We start from the raw sequence: 17,277 nt of genomic DNA on the forward strand, positions 1-17,277 counted from the left end.
GTTCACCCCGTGTATGGCCGCAACACGAGGTCCTTGTGCACGATGACGCGCAACGGCCAACCAGGGCGCACGGTGATCGTGGGTTGGACGTTCAGGTTCTTTTCAGTGATCCGTTGGCCCGCTTGACTGACGTTCTGCTGGGTGGATTCACGAATTGCCTTGACCAAGTCGCTTTCATTTTCCCCAAAGCTCAACTCGGTACCAACCCCCAGCAATGTGGCTACCGCGACGCCCTTGATCAACTGCCAAGTATGGAAATCCACCTTGTCCTCGAGCCCGGCATAGCCGGCCGCGTCGGTCACGGGCAGATTGTCGATTTCGGTAGAGGAGCCGTCCGGCATCACGATGCGTTGCCACACCAACAGAGCGCGCCTTTGCCCAAAGGCTACAACGCTGTCGTAGGTGCCGATCAGCCGTGAGCCCTGCGGGATGAGCAGGATGCTGCCGGTGACGCTGTCGTGCACATTCTCGGTGATCTGGGCGACGACAAGGCCGGGCAGATCGGAATTGATGCCGGTGATCAGGCTTGCAGCGATCACGCTACCGGCCATGATCTGATAGGGCGAAGCCGGCGTCTGCAGTGCATGCGGGTTGTAGATCCCGCCGGTGTTCCGTTGATCGATGAAATCGAGCTTGCGCTGTTGATTGTTCTGGTCGCCCTCGGCCGGCGCGACGGAAGCTCGCTGGCCTTCGGTATCTGGCTGCGGAGACGCCGTCTCGAAAGGCGAACGTCCGCCCTGCCCATTGCCAAAAGCTTCCGTCTGCTGGGGCCGGTTTTCGATGCGGAAGAGGACTTGCGACTCGCGCGCCTCAATCGCTTGTTGTGCAAGCCGCTGCGCCTCGGCGGAAACGTCTTGCCCAGGTGCGATGCCAAGCTGGCGCTGGTGCTCGAGAATAGGACGGCCGAGATCCCCGGGCAGCGGCGGTCCAAGCACCGGAGCCTTCGGCTTGCTCCCGGAATAGTCCTTGGGCAGCGATTCAAGTCCCTCGGCGGTCGGGTTGCGGTCGGTGCTGTAAAGCTCTTCAGCCTGCTGCTTCAGGCGCAGTGCCGGCCCCTGCAGCGCCATCATCGTGACGCCAAAGATGGTGGCGGAGCCAACAGCTGCGATCGCGACGATTATGCCGCGCTTGAAGCGCACGGCCCGGCGCGGTGAGGCCCGCAGCTGCAGCTGTTCGGGATCGAGTTTGGGCGGAACATTGGGGCGGGACGTGTCGGTCATGAGCCTCCCCTCACCTGCCAAAACGCGAAAAGAGCGATATCCGCCGCGGCAGTTGCCGTCCGTCGGTCCTGGTGATGCGCACCACCTGCTGCTGCTTGGCGCCGAGACGGAGTTCAGCCGCGGCAAAGAGGCGCTCGACGATGTAGTAGTTGCCGTGCATCCGATAGTTGACGAGCTGGTTGTCCCCGTCAGCACCGACGATGAAGAGCGGTGGCGCCTCGCCCTGATCAATGCGCTTCGGGAACTCTATGTAGACCTTGCTGCCATCATCGAAGGCGCGCGTCGGTCTCCACGGCGGCGTGTCGCCGGTGATCGAATAGCGGAAGCGGATGTTTTCGAGTGCTACGTTCGAGGCCGCGGGCATTTCAGCCTCTGCCTGAGCGTTGCGCCGCCGAAGCGCCACGAGTTGGTCTTCGCTGTAAATCCAGGAGAGCGCCGCCATGGCAGTTTTCTCAGTGCTTTGAAGCTGCAGGTGATAGGATCGCCTGTCCGTCGTGATGACCAGATTGGTGGCAAGCCCCGGCGCGAATGGCTTCACCAGCACATGAGTGCGCTGGTCATCGCCTGAGCCACTAACGGTGTCACCGATCACCCAACGGACCGTATCGCCGGCTGAGACCGAGGTCAGCTTCTCGCCCCGCTGCAATGAGATATCGGTGACGCGCTCCGGCGCGGCGTAGAGCTGGTAGAGCGCGCCGTCGGCAAAGGGGTAAACCTGCACCGCATTGACATAGCCAAACTTGGTGGGTTGTTGCGTCGCCGCCTTGTTGGCATCGGCGACCTGTTCTTCCGGCGAGCGCTTATCTGGGGCGGGCTTGCCGGGTGCGGGCATCAACTGACCAGGCAACGGTAACGGTTTCGGCACTTCCACGACCTTGACCGGCTTCTCCGGCGCCTTCTCGATCGCGGCTGGTTTGAAGTCCTCGTGGTCATAGGAAATCTGAGGCGGCGGCACTGGCTTCGAGGCACAGGCCGAAAGAACCGCAACAGACGCCGACAGGATCAAGGCAGCACGAAGCAATGGGGCTCTATTTGTCATCGGCGGGCTCCTTAGGGGAAACGGGGGTTGGCGCGGCGCTGTCGAGCTCGCGCGACCAGTCGATGGCGTTGATGAAGACGCCGAGCGGGTTCTTGCGCAGCTGCTCGGTTGTCCTAGGCGGGCGGATGAGGATGGTGAGGATCCCGATCCAGCGCGTCGTGCTGGCGAGGCTGCCGCGCTCGAACACCTGCTCGGTCCATTTGACCTGGAACGAGCTGTCGGAAGCCCTGACCACGCTGGTCACCTGTACTGACACGCTGCGCGTGCCGATTTGGCCGAAAGGGTCGTTCGCCTTGGCATATTCGTTGAGGAAGAGCGCCGCTCGGTCGGTGGCAAAGTCGTAGGCCGACAGCCAATTCTGCCGCACCAGAACCGCATCGGTGGAAACCGAACGAACATTCTGGATGAAGCGGCTGAGATGCCAGGCGATCTGGGCATCGTCGGGCTGGTAGTTTTGGACTGCCGGCCCGACCGCGTGCGCCTCGCCAAAGCGGTCGACCTCGACGACATAAGGCACGACGCGGCCCTGCATCGACTGCCACAGAAGCCCACCGGAAAGCCCCGTCGTCAGAGCCAGGCAGCCAAAGGCCATGAAGCGCCAGTTCTTGGCCTGGACGCGCGCCGTGCCGATGCGCTCATCCCAGAGTTGGCTGGCCTTCTGGTAGGGTGTTACGGGTTCGGGCGTCTTTCCATAACGCTGAACGGGTCGCTTGAAGAGCATCTAGTCTTCCTTGTCATTGAGGGAGGGATTGGCGCCGCTTCCGCCCCGATCTCCATCGCGCACCGCCTGCGTGGCAGCATTGCGATGGGCGCGTGCGGTCTGTTCGGAACGCAGACGCCTTGCCCAGGCAGGCGCGGCCGCGGGAGCTACAACTGGAGAGCTTCCGCTCATCGAGCTGGTCGGCATGCCGCCGGTCATCCAGCCGGCATCGCGACCGGCGTCGGCACTACGGCGGAATGGTTCTGCTGCGGATCGCATTCCCCGCATCGCGGCGCCGCTAGCGGCACTCGCAACCCCCTGCAGCCCAGCAGCTACCCCGGACAGCCCGGACTCGGGCGATGTCGCGCGCCCCGTTTGCCAGGCGACGGTGGCAGCGGACCCCATGGCGGCGCCGGCACGGACTGCGGCGAGGCCGCCGCCTGTTGCCATGCGCGCGCCGGCAAACGCAGCGCCTCCGGCAACGAGCGTTGATCCAGCTGCGGCCGCCGTTGTTCCAAGTGCCGCGCCGGCGCCAAGCTGCGGCGCGCCGGAAACGAGACCCGAGGCAATCCCGGGGCCGAAAATGCCGAGCCCAAGCAGCGCCAGCGCACCCAGCACCTGAGACATGGCCGCCGCCAGGTCCGGCTCCTGGCCCTGCAGGGCGGAAGCGAACTCGCCAAAGAGCGTGGAGCCGATGCCGACGATGACGGCAAGCACCATCACCTTGATGCCCGACGAAATCACATTGCCGAGCACGCGCTCGGCCAGAAACGCCGAACGGTTCCAGAGCGCGAAGGGCACCAGGACGAAGCCGGCCAGCGTGGTGAGCTTGAACTCGAGGATGGTGATGAAGAGCTGGATGGAAAGAATGAAGAAGGCGATGAGGACCAGGAACCAGGCCAGAAGCAGCACGAAGATGGTGAGCGCGTTACCGAAGATCTCGGGGAAGCCTACTAGCTGGCTCGCTTGATTGAGGAGCGGCCAGGCGCCCTCGAAGCCGGCCGCGGCAATGCGGCCTGGCCGCAGGAGACTGTCGGCGGACAGGTTGCCGGCCGATGCGTTGATGCCGAGACCGGCAAAGGAGCGGCAAATTATGTCGGCGAGGTTCTTGAAATTGTTCAGGACGAAGGCGAAGGCGCCGACATAGAGCACTTTGCGAACAAGCCGGCCGAGAATGTTGGGCTCGCCGCCGAACGCCCAGACCAAGCCCGCGAGCGTGATGTCAATGCCGATCAGAATGGTGGTGAGAAAGGCGACGTCGCCCGAAAGCAGACCGAACCCACTGTCAATGTAGCGGGTAAAGGTCTCCATGAAGCGATCGATGACTCCGAGGTCGTTCATGTCGCCGCCTTCCTCGTTGTCTTGAAGAACTGCCGCTCAGTTGCCGGGATAAGCCGTGCCGGTGCCCAGGAAACGCTTCGTCGTCTCGCGAGCGGCTTCCTCAGACTGCGCTTTGCGCGCCGCATCCTCGGCTTCGGCCCGGAACTGGGTCGCAAGCAGCGTCTGGATCTGCATCTGCTGCTTGGTCGAAAGCGCGATCAGCTGATTGGTAGCCTGGCTTGCCTCGAGGGCACCTGCCGCGCCCTGACTGCGATTGACGAGATCGGTAAGCAGGTCGCCATCGGCCTGCACGTTCTCGACGATCTGCGACTGCGCGCTCATGGTCTGGCGGAACGCCTGCATGGCGCTCTGCCAGCGCTCGCGCGCGGCGCTCGCCACATCGCTGACCTTGATGGTGGCGTCGTAGCTTTCCGGATATTGCTGGCGCCACTGGTCCTGCAGCTTGTCGAGATCGAAGCTCAGGCCGCTCGCCTGGGTCATCAGACCGTCAATCCGTTGGAGCGAGCCGGTAAGCTGGCCCACGGAAGAGAAATCCAGGCGCTGAAGGTTGCGCGCCATGTTCTGCAGCATGGTCGCCTGGTTCTGAAGCGACTGGATTTGGTTGTTGATCTGCTCCAATGCGCGTGCTGCCGACAGCACATTCTGCGTATAGTTGGACGGGTCAAACACGATGAGCGCATAGGCCGGCTGGACGTAGTCAGCCATCGGTTTGGCAATCAGGGAAACGGTGACCAGGCTAGTAAAAAGGCGGCGTCCGATCATGACGATTGCTCCTTGTTAGGTTGAGGAAATTGCTGGAGAAGCTCGGCAGCCCAATCCAGGCCGCGCGCACTGAAGAAACGGGCGGCAAAGCTGCCCTGCCCTTCTTCGGAAAGAATATTGTCGATCAGGGTCTGCGCGGCCGGGTCGGAGGCGCCGCAAAGCGCAAGAGCGATCGGGCCTAGCCCGAGCTCGAAGAGGCGATTGCCGCGGCGCGACTGCAGATAGTAGTGGCGCTTCGGCGTGGCGCGGGCGACCAATTCGATCTGTCGCTCATTAAGACCGAAGCGCTCATAGGCTGCCCGTGCCTGCGGCTCCACCGCACGATCATTGGGGAGAAAAATGCGCTGCGGGCAGCTCTCGATGATTGCGGGTGCGATAGAAGAGCCGGCGATGTCGGCAAGCGACTGCGTCGCGAAGATGACGGAGACGTTTTTCTTACGCAGCACCTTAAGCCATTCGCGGATGCGGGCGGCAAAGAGCGGGTTGTCGAGATAGACCCAGGCCTCGTCGAGCATGAGCAGCGTCGGCCGCCCGTCAAACCGGTCCTCAAGACGATGGAACAGATAGGTGAGCACAGGCAGCACAGCGCCTTGGCTGTGCATCAGCTCCTGGGTTTCGAAACACTGCACATCCGAGATGGCCAGCCGGTCGTCATCGGCATCGAGCAGTCGGCCGAATGGTCCGTCGAGCGTGTAGGGCATCAATGCCGATTTGAGCGCATTGGACTGAAGCAGGACCGACAGGCCAGTCAGCGTGCGTTCCTGCGCCGGCGCGGTGGCGAGGCTGGTGAGCGCCGACCAGATTGCCTCCTTCACCTCCGGGGTGACGGTGACATTCTCGTGGGCAATGAGGCCGGCGATCCATTCGGCCGCCCAGCTCTGTGTGGCCGGGTCGTCGATGTGGCGCAGCGGCTGGAAACCAAGCGCACCATTCGCACCCAACGCATGGTGGTCGCCGCCCATGGCAAGCGCGGCGGCGCGGGCCGAATTGCCTTTGTCGAAGACATAGATTTGCGCGCCAGCGTAGCGCCGGAACTGCAAAGCGATCAGGGCAAGCAGAACCGACTTGCCGGCACCGGTCGGCCCGACAATCAGCATGTGGCCGACATCGCCGATATGGGTCGAAAGCCGAAACGGCGTCGAGCCGCTGGTTTCGGCGAAAAGAAGCGGCGGAGCGTGATCGCCGGTGACCTCGGCAAGGTGCTCGTTCTCCGCTGGACCTGCCCACACGGACGACAGCGGCACGAGATGGGCAAGGTTAAGCGTGTGAACGAGCGGCTGGCGAACGTTGGCGTAGACATGACCCGGCAATGAACCAAGCCACGCTTCGACGGCATTGATGCTTTCGCGAATGGTGGTGAAGCCGAGCCCGTTGACGATCCGCTCGACGGCGCGAAGCTTTTCCGCGGCGGCTTTACGGTTCTGATCCCACACCGTCACCGTTGTGGTGAGATAGCCGAAGCCGACATGATCGCCGCCCAATGCCTGCAGTGCTGCATCGGCATCGAGCGCCTTGTTGTCGGCGTCGCTGTCGACGAGAGGCACCGGTTCGTTGGTCACCACCTCGCGCAGAATAGCCGCGATCGATTTGCGCTTGGCAAACCACTGCCGCCGGAGCCGAGTCAGCGTCTTCGTGGCTTCCGCCTTGTCGAGTGGAATGAAGCGCGTCACCCAGCGATAGGCGAAATCCTGGTTATTGAGCGCATCAAGGATTCCTGGCCGGGTGACGTTCGGAAAGCCGAGAACTGTGAGCGTGCGCAGATGCTGCTCGCCCAGCATCGGCTCTAGGCCGCCGGTCAGCGGCGCGTCAACCAGGACGCCGTCGAGATACATTGGCGTTTCCGGCACGGCGACCGGATGACGGCGTGTCGAGATCGTGCCGTGCAGGTACGTCAGGGTGTCGGCATCGTCGAGCGCGCGCACCTCGGGCACGAAGCCCGAAAGAAGATCGAGAACGCGGTCAGTCTCGTCTCGGAACCGGGCAAGCTCCTGGCGCCAGTCTCTTTCCCCTCCCAAGTCATGCGAGTCGACGAGAGCACTTTCCGCGCGCGCTTGGCCATCGGGCCCAGGCATGAAGACCAAGGTCAGATGATAGATGCTCTCGAAATGCGCGACCTTGCCCTCGAAGGCCGCGCGCCGTTCCTCATCGATCAGCCATGAGGCAGCATCGGGAAGGGCCGAGCTCGCATAGCCCAGCGCTTCGATGCGCTCGGCCTCGAAGAATAATGCCCAGCCAGAGCCGAGCCTTCTCAGCGCATTGTTTGCCCGCGCGCATATGCCGATGAGTTCGGCCTCCGTCGCGCTTTCAAGGTCGGGGCCACGAAACCGCAATGTCCGTTGGAAGCTGCCATCCTTGTTGAGCACGATGCCGGGCGCGACGAGTGCTGCCCAGGGCAGATGGTCGGCAAGCCGGTCGGCTTTGCCGCGGTATTCGGAAAGCTTCAGCATGCAAGCCAGCCCTTTTGACGAAGATGACGGACAAGCACGCTGGCAAAATCCGGATCACGCCGTGCGGCAAAGACCGCGAGCGTGTGGCCGGCGATCCAGAGGATCAGACCGGCAATCCACTGCTGCAGGCCTAGGCCGATGGCCGCGGCCACCGTGCCATTGAGGATCGCCACCGCCCGCGGCGCGCCGCCGAGCAGGATCGGCTCGGTGAGCGCCCGATGGACCAGAACCTCGAAGCCTTCGATATGCTGCTCTTCGGTGCTCATCAGACGACTGCCCCGCCGCCAAAGGAGAAGAAGGAAAGAAAGAAGCTCGAGGCCGCGAAGGCGATCGACAGGCCGAAGACGATCTGGATCAGCCGGCGGAAACCGCCCGCCGTGTCGCCGAAGGCAAGGGTCAGACCGGTGGTGATGATGATGATCACCGCGAGGATCTTGGCGACCGGCCCCTGCACCGATTCCAGAATCTGCTGCAGCGGCTGTTCCCACGGCATGCCGGAGCCGGCAGCGTGGGCCTGGGCCGTGAGAAGAAGCGCGACGGCGGCGAACGAAAGAAAGCGAAGCTTCTTGCGCATGAGGTGACCTTTCAGAGCTGCTGGAGTTGCGGAAGTGTGAGCGGGGTGACGGCGTAATCGCCGCTGCCGTCGAGACCCGTGACCTCGGCGATCGCGTCAACGCGGCGCGCGGGTCCTCTTCCGGCAATAAAGATGACCAAGTCGACGGCATCGGCGATCAGCCGGCGGGGAACGGTGACAACGGCTTCCTGGGCGAGCTGCTCAATACGATAGAGTGCGGAGCGTGCCGAATTGGCGTGAACCGTGGCAATGCCGCCGGGATGTCCGGTGTTCCATGCCTTCAGCAAATCGAGCGCTTCCGCGCCTCTGACTTCGCCGACGATGATGCGGTCGGGCCTCAGCCGTAAGGTCGAGCGTACGAGATCGGCGAGTGTGATGGAGCCCCGCCTCGTCCTCATGGCAACGCAGTCCTTGGCCGCGCATTGCAGCTCGCGGGTGTCCTCAATCAGGATCACCCGCTCATCGCATTCGGCGACTTCTGCCAGTAGAGCATTGGTAAGTGTCGTTTTGCCCGACGATGTGCCGCCGGCGACCAGGATGTTGCGCCGCTCGCGCACTGCCTTCCTCAGGGCATCAGCCTGCAGCGGGAGCATGACGCGATCGGCGACGTAGTTGGCCAGCGTGTAGAGTTTTGCCGCCGGTTTGCGGATGGCGAAGCATGGCGCCAGCACGACCGGCGGTAGCAGACCCTCGAAGCGCTCGCCTGATGGCAATTCGGCACTGACAATCGGACTATCTGCATGCGCCTCGGCGCGTACATGGGAGGCGACGAGCCGGATGATGCGTTCCGCCTCGGCAGGATGCATATGCACGCCTGTATCGACCCGGCCTTCTCCCAACCGGTCGAGCCTCAGCGCGCCGTCGGGGTTGACCATCACCTCGATGACGGTCGGATCGGCAAGGGCCTCGGTGATCGCGGCGCCCATGGCTGTGCGCAGCATGGCTCGGCGGCGGTGGTCCGCTGCGGGATGAGAGTTCATCCTTCGCCTCCGTTGCCATTGCCGTAACCAAGCGAGCGCTTCCCGGAGGCTATCTGGCGACCGACCTGCTCGACGAATTTGTCAAAGCGCTCTTGGGCGATCGCCTGTGTCGCCCGATCCGGAATTGGCGTGTGCGCATGAAGCGTGATTGAAAAGCGGATTAAGAGCGCCAGGCTCTCCAGAGTTATTTCGGCGTCGCGCCTGACATGGTCGAGATCGCGGGAAAGACGGTCCAGCCGCTTGCCGTAGCGCTGGTCGAGCTCGTTTTCACCACGCCGTTCGATGAAGGCCTCGACCGCTTTCGCGACGATCGCCGATTTTGTGGTCGACGGGTTGCTACTGAGGGTTTCCAGCTTCGCGCTTAACGCGGGTTCGAGCAGAAACTGGTGGCGAATGCGATGCGGCTTCATGGGGCTCGTTCCGACTGGCCGGCCTGATGCGCCGGCGGCGGCAACGAACATCGTCGAGATCCGCAAAATCGCTTATGGGCGTTATCTACGCTGAGCTACGCCTGAGCTGCGAAAGCGCTTAGAAGCCGGGGATGATGTCCTTGTCGTCGCCCCTTCCCTCGTTGATACCGTAGGCGCTGGCTGCGGTGGAAACCCGGTCCATGACGCGCTTGTCTGCGAGTGCCTCGGCGTCATCGTCCGCCAGATTGAAGAGGTCGTCTTGATCAGGCTCCTGAGAGACGACGACGTGTTCTTCAGGCAGGCCTGGATGACGCTGCTGTTGCACGCCGCCCTCTTCTTCGATTGCCTCGCCGGCGTTTTCGTCATCGGCAGCGAGACGGCGGTCAACACTGCGGACTAGTCCGCTCCAATCGTCGGGGCGCGACGCAGGACAGTCCGCGTACAGACCGTCGCGCAACACCGGCGCCGGCAGCACCCGTTCGGTGAAATTCGGATCCTGATAATAACGCAACTTCTGGGCGCGGATCGGCGGCAACCCCGAAACAAGGATTAATTCGTCAGCTTGCGGCAACTGCAGCACCTCGCCAGGCGTCAGCAGCGGGCGAGCGGTCTCCTGGCGACTGACCATGACGTGCGAGAGCCAGGGCGCCAGCCGGTGGCCGGCGTAGTTGCGCATGGACCTGAGTTCCGTCGCCGTACCGAGCGCATCCGAGATGCGTTTGGCCGTGCGCTCGTCGTTGGAGGAAAAGGCAATGCGCACATGGCAATTGTCGAGAATGGCGTTGTTCTCGCCATAGGCTTTGGAGATCTGGTTCAAGGATTGCGCGATCAGATAGGCGCGGATGCCGTAACCCGCCATGAAGGCGAGCGCGGTCTCGAAGAAGTCGAGGCGGCCAAGAGCCGGAAATTCGTCCAGCATCATTAGCAGTTGGTACTTGCGGCTCTTCTTCGGGTCACCTTCCAGCCGCTCCGTCAGTCGCCTGCCGATCTGATTGAGCACCAGTCGCACCAGTGGCTTGGTGCGCGAGATATCCGATGGCGGCACCACTAGATAGAGCGACATCGGTCGTTCCGCATCCATGAGGTCGGCAATGCGCCAGTCGCAGGCCGATGTTGCCGCGGCCACGGTCGGATCACGATAGAGACCGAGAAACGACATGGCGGTCGAGAGAACGCCTGAGCGCTCGTTCTCTGATTTGTTAAGCACCTCGCGAGCCGCCGAGGCCACGACGGGATGGACCCGAGGTTTGTCCGCCGTGCCGAGGTGGTTGGTGGTCATCATCCGCAGCAGTGTCGTGGCAAACGAGCGTTGCGGATCCGACAGGAAAGTGGCGACGCGGGCGAGCGTCTTTTCTTCTTCGGCGTAGAGCACGTGCAAGATGGCCCCGACCAAGAGTGAATGACTAGTCTTCTCCCAATGATTCCGCCGCTCCAGCGCGCCTTCCGGATCGACGAGAATGTCGGCGATGTTCTGAACGTCGCGGACCTCATCTGAGCCCCTGCGCACTTCCAGCAGCGGGTTGTACCGCGCCGACCTTGGATCAGTCGGGTTGAACAAAAGGGAGTACGAGAACATCGACCGCCAGCCGGAGGTCAGCTGCCAGTTCTCGCCCTTGATGTCGTGAATGACGGCCGAGCCGGTCCAGGAAAGAAGAGTTGGAACGACCAATCCGACGCCCTTGCCCGAACGTGTCGGCGCAAAGGCCATGACGTGTTCCGGCCCGTCATGGCGCAGATAGTGATCCTTCAGTTTGCCAAGGAAAACGCCGGTCGGCTGAAACAGGCCTGCCTTCTCGATTTCCCGAACCGCGGCCCATCGTGAGGAACCATAGGTGGTGACCAGCCCCCTCTGCCGCGCACGCCAGAGGGAGCCAGCGATGGCGGCCGCGCAGCCCATGAAGCCTGTGGTGGCCGCGAGCATCCCGGCCGTGTCGAAGACCTCGGGCGCGTATGCGTCGAAATGGAACCACCACTCGAACAGTTGCCACGGCTTGTAGATCGGCCATCCGGCTGCGACAAACCATGGGGGTCCGAGTTGCGGCTGATAATCTAAAGTTTGGGCGCACCATTGAGTCGCTGTCCATACGCCGAGAATGACGATGGCGAACACAACGACTATCTGACCGACAAGGAGCTTCGTCGGTGTCATGGGCGCAGCCTCCGAGTTTTGTTAAACGGAAGCAGGATGGCGTGACGTTTCAGAATATTGAAGATACCCAATATACGCGCCCGTGCGATGCAGTGAACGTTGCAGGCTTAGAAGATTGGGGGCGCCAAGAAATGTCATCGCGGAGGCACGAGCGAATGACTTGTATTAGGCCGACTGCGGTCCGTCCGGTTTCGGCCGCGATTGGATAGAAAGCTGCCTATAAGGAACCGACGCCCTTTCGGCCGCTCGTAAATAGCGAAACCCCGATAACGGTCATTGCCCATAATAATATCAATTCGCTTCGCTGCGCATTCGCAGCGATTTCGGGCTCCACTCCGAGGCGCCAAATCGCGGCGGAACCGACACTGTGGAGATTATACCTCGGGCGCGGCAGCCTTCGGGACGAGCGCTTTACGCCCCTTCCTCGGCCGCGGCCGTTGTCTGCGCCCGTGCAGCGCGCTCCACCATCTCGCGCGTAACCACTTTGTTGTGATCCCGCTCACGGTAGAGACACGCATACTCGGAGTCGTCGACATCACCCGGGCCATAGTCATGGTAGTCGAGATGACGCCAACCCTGTTCCGTGAGGTCCATGCCGTACTCTACGCCGACAAATCCGCTCAAGGGCACGATATAACTCCTTACGAAGGGAACGTCCTCGTATGTCCGCTTGATGAACTGCGCGCCGGGCGTGTTTTCGATAAACCATGGTTGCCGGCCGAACCCGCCAAACTGCAGTTGGATGATGCGGCCGAGCGTTATCAATGCCGATAGAGCGTCCTCCCGCATTGTGGAGTAGGTCGCGGGATTAAAGTGGACCGAGCGGTTGCGCAGCGTCGCGAGCTCCATGAAAGCTATCCCCACATCAGGCAAGAGCACGCCCCAGTCTTCCAGCACGCGTACGGCGAACCGCCAGTCATCGAAAGACTCGCTGCGATAGACACGGCGGTAGTGCGGCGACGCTTTGTAGTAATCCCGAAGGTCCAGGATGAGGTGGTTCAGGATGCGCTCGCCGAGGGCGCACGCAGCGACCAAGGCTGGGAAGTAGAGCCCTGATACAAAGGCGCGGCGCGCCTGTTCATGCATCAGGTTATGATAACTGACGATGGAGAACGCCTTTGCGCCAAGGTCCTTAGTGTCCTGGATCACTTGCGCATGGCGGCGTTCGCCGTACTCAGCCTTGAGCCTCTTAATCGCCTTGTTGCGGTTCTCGATATGGAGCGCCTTCACTTTCTCCTCCCAGTGCTCGCTCGGATCGTCGAGACTCAACGGAGTGGAGTCGAAATCATAGGCAAACGGGTGATACCGCCGCCGCCCACGGTCTCGCAAGGATTCGTGCCCCTCATGGTCGTAGAGGCCGCGCGCCAGGTCGGCGACCGTGATGAACCCTTCTGATACAGTGCTCTCCGCGTGGCCGTTGCTCTCGGTCTCAGCGGCTTCCCGGCGCTTGGGCGCCACCTGCACAGGCTTTTTATCTTCGACAGCAGTCGGCTCTTGGTCGGCCATGGTCCGTCAGCCTGCCGTCGCGGGTGCCCGCCGGAAGCTTGCCTGCCTCTGCTTGGTTTCTTCGATCGCTTTGCCAGCATCCACAAGCGACCGGCACGCATCAAGAACCGACCAAGGCACTTCGTCGAGCACTGCAGCTATGTCGACGAAGCTCACCAACTCGTTGGTCAGGACAGCTTCCACGACGGCTTCAAGGGATGGATTGCGCCGAAGAGACCATTTGTCGTTGGTCCAGTGTATAGTGTCGTCCCAGACGATGAAATGGGCGCCGCAGCCGGTGTCCCTCCAGACCGAGGGGAACAAAGTCAAGCCATCTTCGCGCCGGTAGAAACGCCAAGCAGGCCCGGCACGACGATCGAGATTGACTGTTAACACGTCTCCGCAACCATCAGGGCACTTCATTACGAAGGCACGCGGGACGCCACGTTCCACCAGCACGACGTCGCCCGGCCGTTCGACCAAGTTGATGGCCTCAGACTGGCGTTCAACCGAGCCTTTGAAATGGACCGCGTACGATTTCCTGAGCAACAATGGAACTCCAGACCCTTACCAAAGCGAGGGGTTTGTTACACGTTCGAGAAGGTTGCCGGCGCACTGGTAGGCAGTGCTGGCGTCCCCGTTCTTGGCTTTCGCATAATAAAGCAGCCCTACGCAGATCGCTATTGTATATTCCCGTCGCAGGTCGACGGAGTGGACCTGCCCCTCATCGAGGATTGTCGAGCGCAAGGCCGTGATCGCATTGAGCCGATGGGATGCGGCCTTGCCCTTGAGAAGATGTTCGAGCGAGACAGCGAACAGGTTACCGCTATAGAAATCTTCGAGCACATCGGTCGGAATCCGTTGAGTTGCCTGCAGGTCGGGATCGAAGCCAAGGCCCAACTCCAAGCGCGCAACGTCGTGCGAAAGCGGGCGCTTGGCCGCTCGTGTGAAATCGATCAGAACCGCCTCGGCGTCCTGGCCGCATACGAACACGTTGCGCAGATTGAGATCGTCATGGGCCCGGCACATCAAGTGGTCCTCTACCGGCAAGTTGGCGAGGCGGTCAAACAAATCATGCGGCGAAGGGCCTCCGTAACCGGCATGGCTGAGGTCTTTGTAGGTGCGTTCGAGGCCCTTCAGGTATTGCTCCTGCCTTATCACGGGCAGGAACTCCGGAAGCAAATCGAGCTTCTTCTTTTCGGGCCGGTCTCGCCACCGGCCCAACACTGTTTGATAGATTGCCTGGACGACGGCGTTGACGTCCCTTTCCGGCACGACATGGTCTAGGCGCACAGCGTGTTCGACGAAGCGGGACACAGCCAACTGTGAACTGGCCCCCAACACGCATCGCTCCAGGCATAAAGGGGCGCATCCTCGAAAGGGAATTCGGTCGGCGACGACATCCCTGTAGGTCTTGATATGCTCCTCCATCTCCGCTGCGCCGCCCGATTTGACGATGAATGGCGTGTGCTGCTCCAGACCCTGTGTTTCGACCTTCCACACGGACGCTGAGGATTTGCCGCCATTCTCCTTAGAAATGTGTATCGCCGGGTAGTCGTGAAAAGCACGTCGGAATAGCAACTCGAGCTCGAGCGACAATGGTTCTAGTAGCGGGGCACCGTTCTTGCTGCGGATCGCAAGACTGTCATTGCTCGACGGCCCGCAACGGCAGCGAGCACAGAGTTCCGCGATCCGATCCCCATGAGAATCCGCAAGCACGACCAGTTGCTGCAACACGACTCCGGGAGGCTGGGCCCACTGCGCCAGCTGACCTGCACCTGACCTCGCGACAGCCATTGCGCTCGCCTCGTCGCCCGACTTCGCCACGACAACGATGAAAACGCCCCGCGCTGCGGCAGGAGCGGCGAGAAGACGCAAGCGCTTAACAAGATCTTGTCGATCCGTCTGCGACGATAACGCACCGGCGAGCACGATTAATGCACGGGCGCTGCCGTCGGTAAGATCCGCGGGCGATTGTAGCTTCTTGAGCGCGAGTTGTCGGCTGTCAAAGGGCCGCCTGTCGACCGTTCCGCCATCGACCAGGACCATTGTGCGCTCCTCAGCCTTCATGACGACGCCAGATCATGGGCCAACTATCTCCTTTGGCCAGCGCGTTGCCCCGGGAACAAACGATGCAGTTCGGGTCCGGTACCGAACTGACGGGCCGCACCGATCCATCGATGGGTCGTCCGACTAGGTGGCGTGCCGAGCCAGGAAAGCCGGTGACCGCCGATAGGAACATTGAGACAGCCATCGAAGACGTTGCGGCATTGAGAGAGATTACGGCCGGTTGCGGTTCAAAATGGCCGACAAAATACGGATCAGACCGAACGTCAGTCAGAAGGTCGCGGCGCACGGAAACGGGATTGAGAAGAGGATGGCAGTTGAGGCAGGCGAGCGGCTCGGCGAGCATCTGCACGCGAGTCGACATTGCCGTGACGATCTCATCGCGGGCGTCGATACGTACGCCGACATCGATCATAGGAAGGCGATATTGGTAGGCCATTTGGTTCAGGACAGCCCGGCTGCCATGGGAGTCTGTGCAGCACATCACGAAATCGCTATCGAGCAAAGCTCTTGCTACGGGTTCATCTATGACCGTATCTGCGATCGCCTCAACGGCCATCTCGCCTTGCGCACGTTGCACGGCAGCGCGCGCTATCAAGACCTTCGGCTGGCCAACATCGCCCGGCGTGGCTCCGAGCAGACGGTTGAGATTGGTCGGTTCCACCTCCTCCGGGTCTATCAGGAGGAAGCGGCCAACACCCAGCCGCGCGAGTTCTTCAACCACCACGGATCCGGTGCCGCCGACGCCGACGATGGCGACAGTAAGGCCGTTGAGTATCCGTTGACCCTCAAGGCCGAAGGCCCGAACATTGCGGTCGAACACGTCCGACAGGGGCGCCTGATTGCGAATACCGGATTCCCTTTCGTATGTGCGGACATCGCGGTCGACTTCTTGGATGCGGTCGATCGTAAATAGGGTTTCCCCCTCGGCATCAAATAATCTTCCCCGGAACCCTGTCGGCCCGGCGACGAGGAAACCATGCGGCCCGGATGGGCATCGAAAATGCTGGACGGGCGCCAAAATCTTCTGCGACGCATCGTCGACCCGCGAGAAGGCGAGTTCCTCTTGCATCGGATGCGAATGAGCCAGAATAACGCCGACACGGTCCTGGCGCCCCCGTTTGAGCACACTGGCAAGAAACGCGGGCGTCAAAGTCGCCTCGACCGAACTACGGGTCATATAGTCGTCCGGGCCGGGGAGGATGACGTCCCGGACAACCAGTCGCATGCCGCCATCGAAGCGGCCACCCGCGACGATCAGCGCAGCCGCTGTCTCAATCGGGGAATGCGCAAGAAGGTCGTCGCGAAGCGCCGACCACCCGCCTGCGGCAAAGACCAGCCGATTCATTTGGCCTCGCCGAGTCGCCGCCGGATCACGTTCAAATAGGTGTGCAGGTTATCGCTGTTGGGTTGCCACGTGGAAGGATGCCAGGAAAACCAGAGCCACTCTGACGGTATTCCTGGAGTAGCCTGCTGGCCGGTATTTTGCGGAGCTCCACCGTGAGCGAGCGCGAGAGCCGGCTCCGTCCAAAAACAGTCAGGTGCCGCCTGCGGATATCCGCCGGGAACCACGAACTTCACATCGACCGCGGCCTTGTTCCACCCCGGTGGAAGGCGCACCGCCGGCAAACTGACGACCGCCGTCCCACCCGCTTGCTCCTCAAGGGTCGCATTGGGGTATCTTTTATTGAAGTCTTCGAAATGACGGGCGAGGATGGACATCAGCCAAACGTCGCAGGCGGAACCGTATAGAAGTGCATGCCGTTCTTCAGCGCGACTCCCTCGCCGTCGCCGATCTGCCGGTCGGCGTCATGGCCGTGCCCCTCAAGGAACAACTGATATTGCTGATCTTTTCCGGCAAGCTGTTTCAGTTCAGCCCCGGTCATGCTTTCACTGGCCGCCTCAAAATGTACGCCATCGATATTGATGGAAAATTTCGGATGATCGTCTTTAGCCATCGTTTCCTCTGCAAATGTGCGTGTGATCGCGAGAACCCGCCCCCTAAGGAATTGAGGTACAAGCGTTACTTACCTTGAAACATACCGCCGCAGAAGCACGAATTGCCGCCTTCCCCTGCTCGCTGACTGCACCGCTTCGTGATCC

General features: G+C 61.7%; 17 protein-coding genes. All 17 read right to left on the minus strand.

Features of this window, described 5'->3' with window-relative positions:
* Window positions 1-2: 2 nt before the first annotated feature.
* The 17 genes from NKJ26_RS13975 to NKJ26_RS14055 all read right to left on the minus strand — a co-directional run bounded on the left by NKJ26_RS13975 (window position 3) and on the right by NKJ26_RS14055 (window position 17,132).
* Window positions 3-1,220 carry a TraB/TrbI/VirB10 family type IV secretion system protein gene (locus NKJ26_RS13975; RefSeq protein WP_023729046.1) on the minus strand — a complete coding sequence of 406 codons (1,218 nt, stop codon included), beginning with the start codon at window positions 1,218-1,220 and terminating at the stop codon, window positions 3-5.
* 10 nt (window positions 1,221-1,230) lie between these two features.
* Window positions 1,231-2,259 (minus strand): P-type conjugative transfer protein TrbG, encoded by a 1,029-nt coding sequence (gene trbG, locus NKJ26_RS13980; protein WP_031245469.1) that lies wholly within the window; start codon window positions 2,257-2,259, stop codon window positions 1,231-1,233.
* Complete coding sequence (gene trbF, locus NKJ26_RS13985; RefSeq protein ID WP_352695786.1) at window positions 2,249-2,980, minus strand: conjugal transfer protein TrbF; 732 nt, start codon at window positions 2,978-2,980, stop codon at window positions 2,249-2,251. Before trbF ends, trbG begins: the two co-directional genes overlap by 11 nt.
* The gene (gene trbL / locus NKJ26_RS13990) at window positions 2,981-4,300 is read right to left on the minus strand and encodes a P-type conjugative transfer protein TrbL (protein ID WP_352695788.1); all 1,320 of its coding nucleotides are present in this window, start codon (window positions 4,298-4,300) and stop codon (window positions 2,981-2,983) included.
* 36 nt (window positions 4,301-4,336) lie between these two features.
* Window positions 4,337-5,062 (minus strand): P-type conjugative transfer protein TrbJ, encoded by a 726-nt coding sequence (gene trbJ / locus NKJ26_RS13995; RefSeq protein ID WP_023669263.1) that lies wholly within the window; start codon window positions 5,060-5,062, stop codon window positions 4,337-4,339.
* Window positions 5,059-7,509 carry a conjugal transfer protein TrbE gene (gene trbE / locus NKJ26_RS14000; protein WP_352695790.1) on the minus strand — a complete coding sequence of 817 codons (2,451 nt, stop codon included), beginning with the start codon at window positions 7,507-7,509 and terminating at the stop codon, window positions 5,059-5,061. The genes trbJ and trbE overlap by 4 nt, the downstream gene beginning before the upstream one ends.
* A complete protein-coding gene (locus NKJ26_RS14005; protein WP_023685500.1) occupies window positions 7,503-7,775 on the minus strand; it encodes a VirB3 family type IV secretion system protein in 273 nt (90 codons plus the stop codon). The genes trbE and NKJ26_RS14005 overlap by 7 nt, the downstream gene beginning before the upstream one ends.
* Entirely contained in the window at window positions 7,775-8,083 is a 309-nt protein-coding gene (locus tag NKJ26_RS14010; protein WP_023669260.1) for a TrbC/VirB2 family type IV secretion system protein, read from the minus strand. The genes NKJ26_RS14005 and NKJ26_RS14010 overlap by 1 nt, the downstream gene beginning before the upstream one ends.
* 11 nt (window positions 8,084-8,094) lie before the next feature.
* Window positions 8,095-9,063, minus strand: coding sequence for a P-type conjugative transfer ATPase TrbB (gene trbB / locus NKJ26_RS14015; protein ID WP_352695792.1), 969 nt, complete (start codon window positions 9,061-9,063; stop codon window positions 8,095-8,097).
* The gene (locus NKJ26_RS14020; protein ID WP_023750603.1) at window positions 9,060-9,473 is read right to left on the minus strand and encodes a hypothetical protein; all 414 of its coding nucleotides are present in this window, start codon (window positions 9,471-9,473) and stop codon (window positions 9,060-9,062) included. The genes trbB and NKJ26_RS14020 overlap by 4 nt, the downstream gene beginning before the upstream one ends.
* 118 nt (window positions 9,474-9,591) lie before the next feature.
* Window positions 9,592-11,622: a conjugal transfer protein TraG gene (locus NKJ26_RS14025; protein ID WP_023750602.1), complete on the minus strand. Its 2,031-nt coding sequence runs from the start codon at window positions 11,620-11,622 to the stop codon at window positions 9,592-9,594.
* Window positions 11,623-12,033: 411 nt separating this feature from the next.
* Complete coding sequence (locus tag NKJ26_RS14030; RefSeq protein ID WP_352609749.1) at window positions 12,034-13,128, minus strand: hypothetical protein; 1,095 nt, start codon at window positions 13,126-13,128, stop codon at window positions 12,034-12,036.
* A 6-nt stretch (window positions 13,129-13,134) separates the two neighbouring features.
* Entirely contained in the window at window positions 13,135-13,656 is a 522-nt protein-coding gene (locus NKJ26_RS14035; RefSeq protein WP_156936517.1) for a ubiquitination-like system serine protease family protein, read from the minus strand.
* Between the two features lie 18 nt (window positions 13,657-13,674).
* Window positions 13,675-15,156 carry a phosphotransferase gene (locus tag NKJ26_RS14040; protein ID WP_352695794.1) on the minus strand — a complete coding sequence of 494 codons (1,482 nt, stop codon included), beginning with the start codon at window positions 15,154-15,156 and terminating at the stop codon, window positions 13,675-13,677.
* A 10-nt stretch (window positions 15,157-15,166) separates the two neighbouring features.
* On the minus strand, window positions 15,167-16,522 hold the full coding sequence (locus NKJ26_RS14045) for a ThiF family adenylyltransferase (protein ID WP_352609743.1): 1,356 nt from the start codon (window positions 16,520-16,522) through the stop codon (window positions 15,167-15,169).
* Complete coding sequence (locus NKJ26_RS14050; protein ID WP_031245464.1) at window positions 16,519-16,896, minus strand: E2/UBC family protein; 378 nt, start codon at window positions 16,894-16,896, stop codon at window positions 16,519-16,521. Before NKJ26_RS14050 ends, NKJ26_RS14045 begins: the two co-directional genes overlap by 4 nt.
* The gene (locus NKJ26_RS14055) at window positions 16,896-17,132 is read right to left on the minus strand and encodes a multiubiquitin domain-containing protein (RefSeq protein WP_023750596.1); all 237 of its coding nucleotides are present in this window, start codon (window positions 17,130-17,132) and stop codon (window positions 16,896-16,898) included. The genes NKJ26_RS14050 and NKJ26_RS14055 overlap by 1 nt, the downstream gene beginning before the upstream one ends.
* Window positions 17,133-17,277: the final 145 nt, after the last annotated feature.

This window comes from Mesorhizobium sp. M0152, assembly GCF_040322415.1.
In the GTDB taxonomy this organism is placed as follows: domain Bacteria; phylum Pseudomonadota; class Alphaproteobacteria; order Rhizobiales; family Rhizobiaceae; genus Mesorhizobium.

Bases quoted from the DNA above. Each gene is read 5' to 3' on its own strand.
- NKJ26_RS13975 (WP_023729046.1), bottom strand. From the start codon at position 1,220: ATGACCGACACGTCCCGCCCCAATGTTCCGCCCAAACTCGATCCCGAA.
- trbG (WP_031245469.1), bottom strand. From the start codon at position 2,259: ATGACAAATAGAGCCCCATTGCTTCGTGCTGCCTTGATCCTGTCGGCG.
- trbF (WP_352695786.1), bottom strand. From the start codon at position 2,980: ATGCTCTTCAAGCGACCCGTTCAGCGTTATGGAAAGACGCCCGAACCC.
- trbL (WP_352695788.1), bottom strand. From the start codon at position 4,300: ATGAACGACCTCGGAGTCATCGATCGCTTCATGGAGACCTTTACCCGC.
- trbJ (WP_023669263.1), bottom strand. From the start codon at position 5,062: ATGATCGGACGCCGCCTTTTTACTAGCCTGGTCACCGTTTCCCTGATT.
- trbE (WP_352695790.1), bottom strand. From the start codon at position 7,509: ATGCTGAAGCTTTCCGAATACCGCGGCAAAGCCGACCGGCTTGCCGAC.
- NKJ26_RS14005 (WP_023685500.1), bottom strand. From the start codon at position 7,775: ATGAGCACCGAAGAGCAGCATATCGAAGGCTTCGAGGTTCTGGTCCAT.
- NKJ26_RS14010 (WP_023669260.1), bottom strand. From the start codon at position 8,083: ATGCGCAAGAAGCTTCGCTTTCTTTCGTTCGCCGCCGTCGCGCTTCTT.
- trbB (WP_352695792.1), bottom strand. From the start codon at position 9,063: ATGAACTCTCATCCCGCAGCGGACCACCGCCGCCGAGCCATGCTGCGC.
- NKJ26_RS14020 (WP_023750603.1), bottom strand. From the start codon at position 9,473: ATGAAGCCGCATCGCATTCGCCACCAGTTTCTGCTCGAACCCGCGTTA.
- NKJ26_RS14025 (WP_023750602.1), bottom strand. From the start codon at position 11,622: ATGACACCGACGAAGCTCCTTGTCGGTCAGATAGTCGTTGTGTTCGCC.
- NKJ26_RS14030 (WP_352609749.1), bottom strand. From the start codon at position 13,128: ATGGCCGACCAAGAGCCGACTGCTGTCGAAGATAAAAAGCCTGTGCAG.
- NKJ26_RS14040 (WP_352695794.1), bottom strand. From the start codon at position 15,156: ATGGTCCTGGTCGATGGCGGAACGGTCGACAGGCGGCCCTTTGACAGC.
- NKJ26_RS14045 (WP_352609743.1), bottom strand. From the start codon at position 16,522: ATGAATCGGCTGGTCTTTGCCGCAGGCGGGTGGTCGGCGCTTCGCGAC.
- NKJ26_RS14050 (WP_031245464.1), bottom strand. From the start codon at position 16,896: ATGTCCATCCTCGCCCGTCATTTCGAAGACTTCAATAAAAGATACCCC.
- NKJ26_RS14055 (WP_023750596.1), bottom strand. From the start codon at position 17,132: ATGGCTAAAGACGATCATCCGAAATTTTCCATCAATATCGATGGCGTA.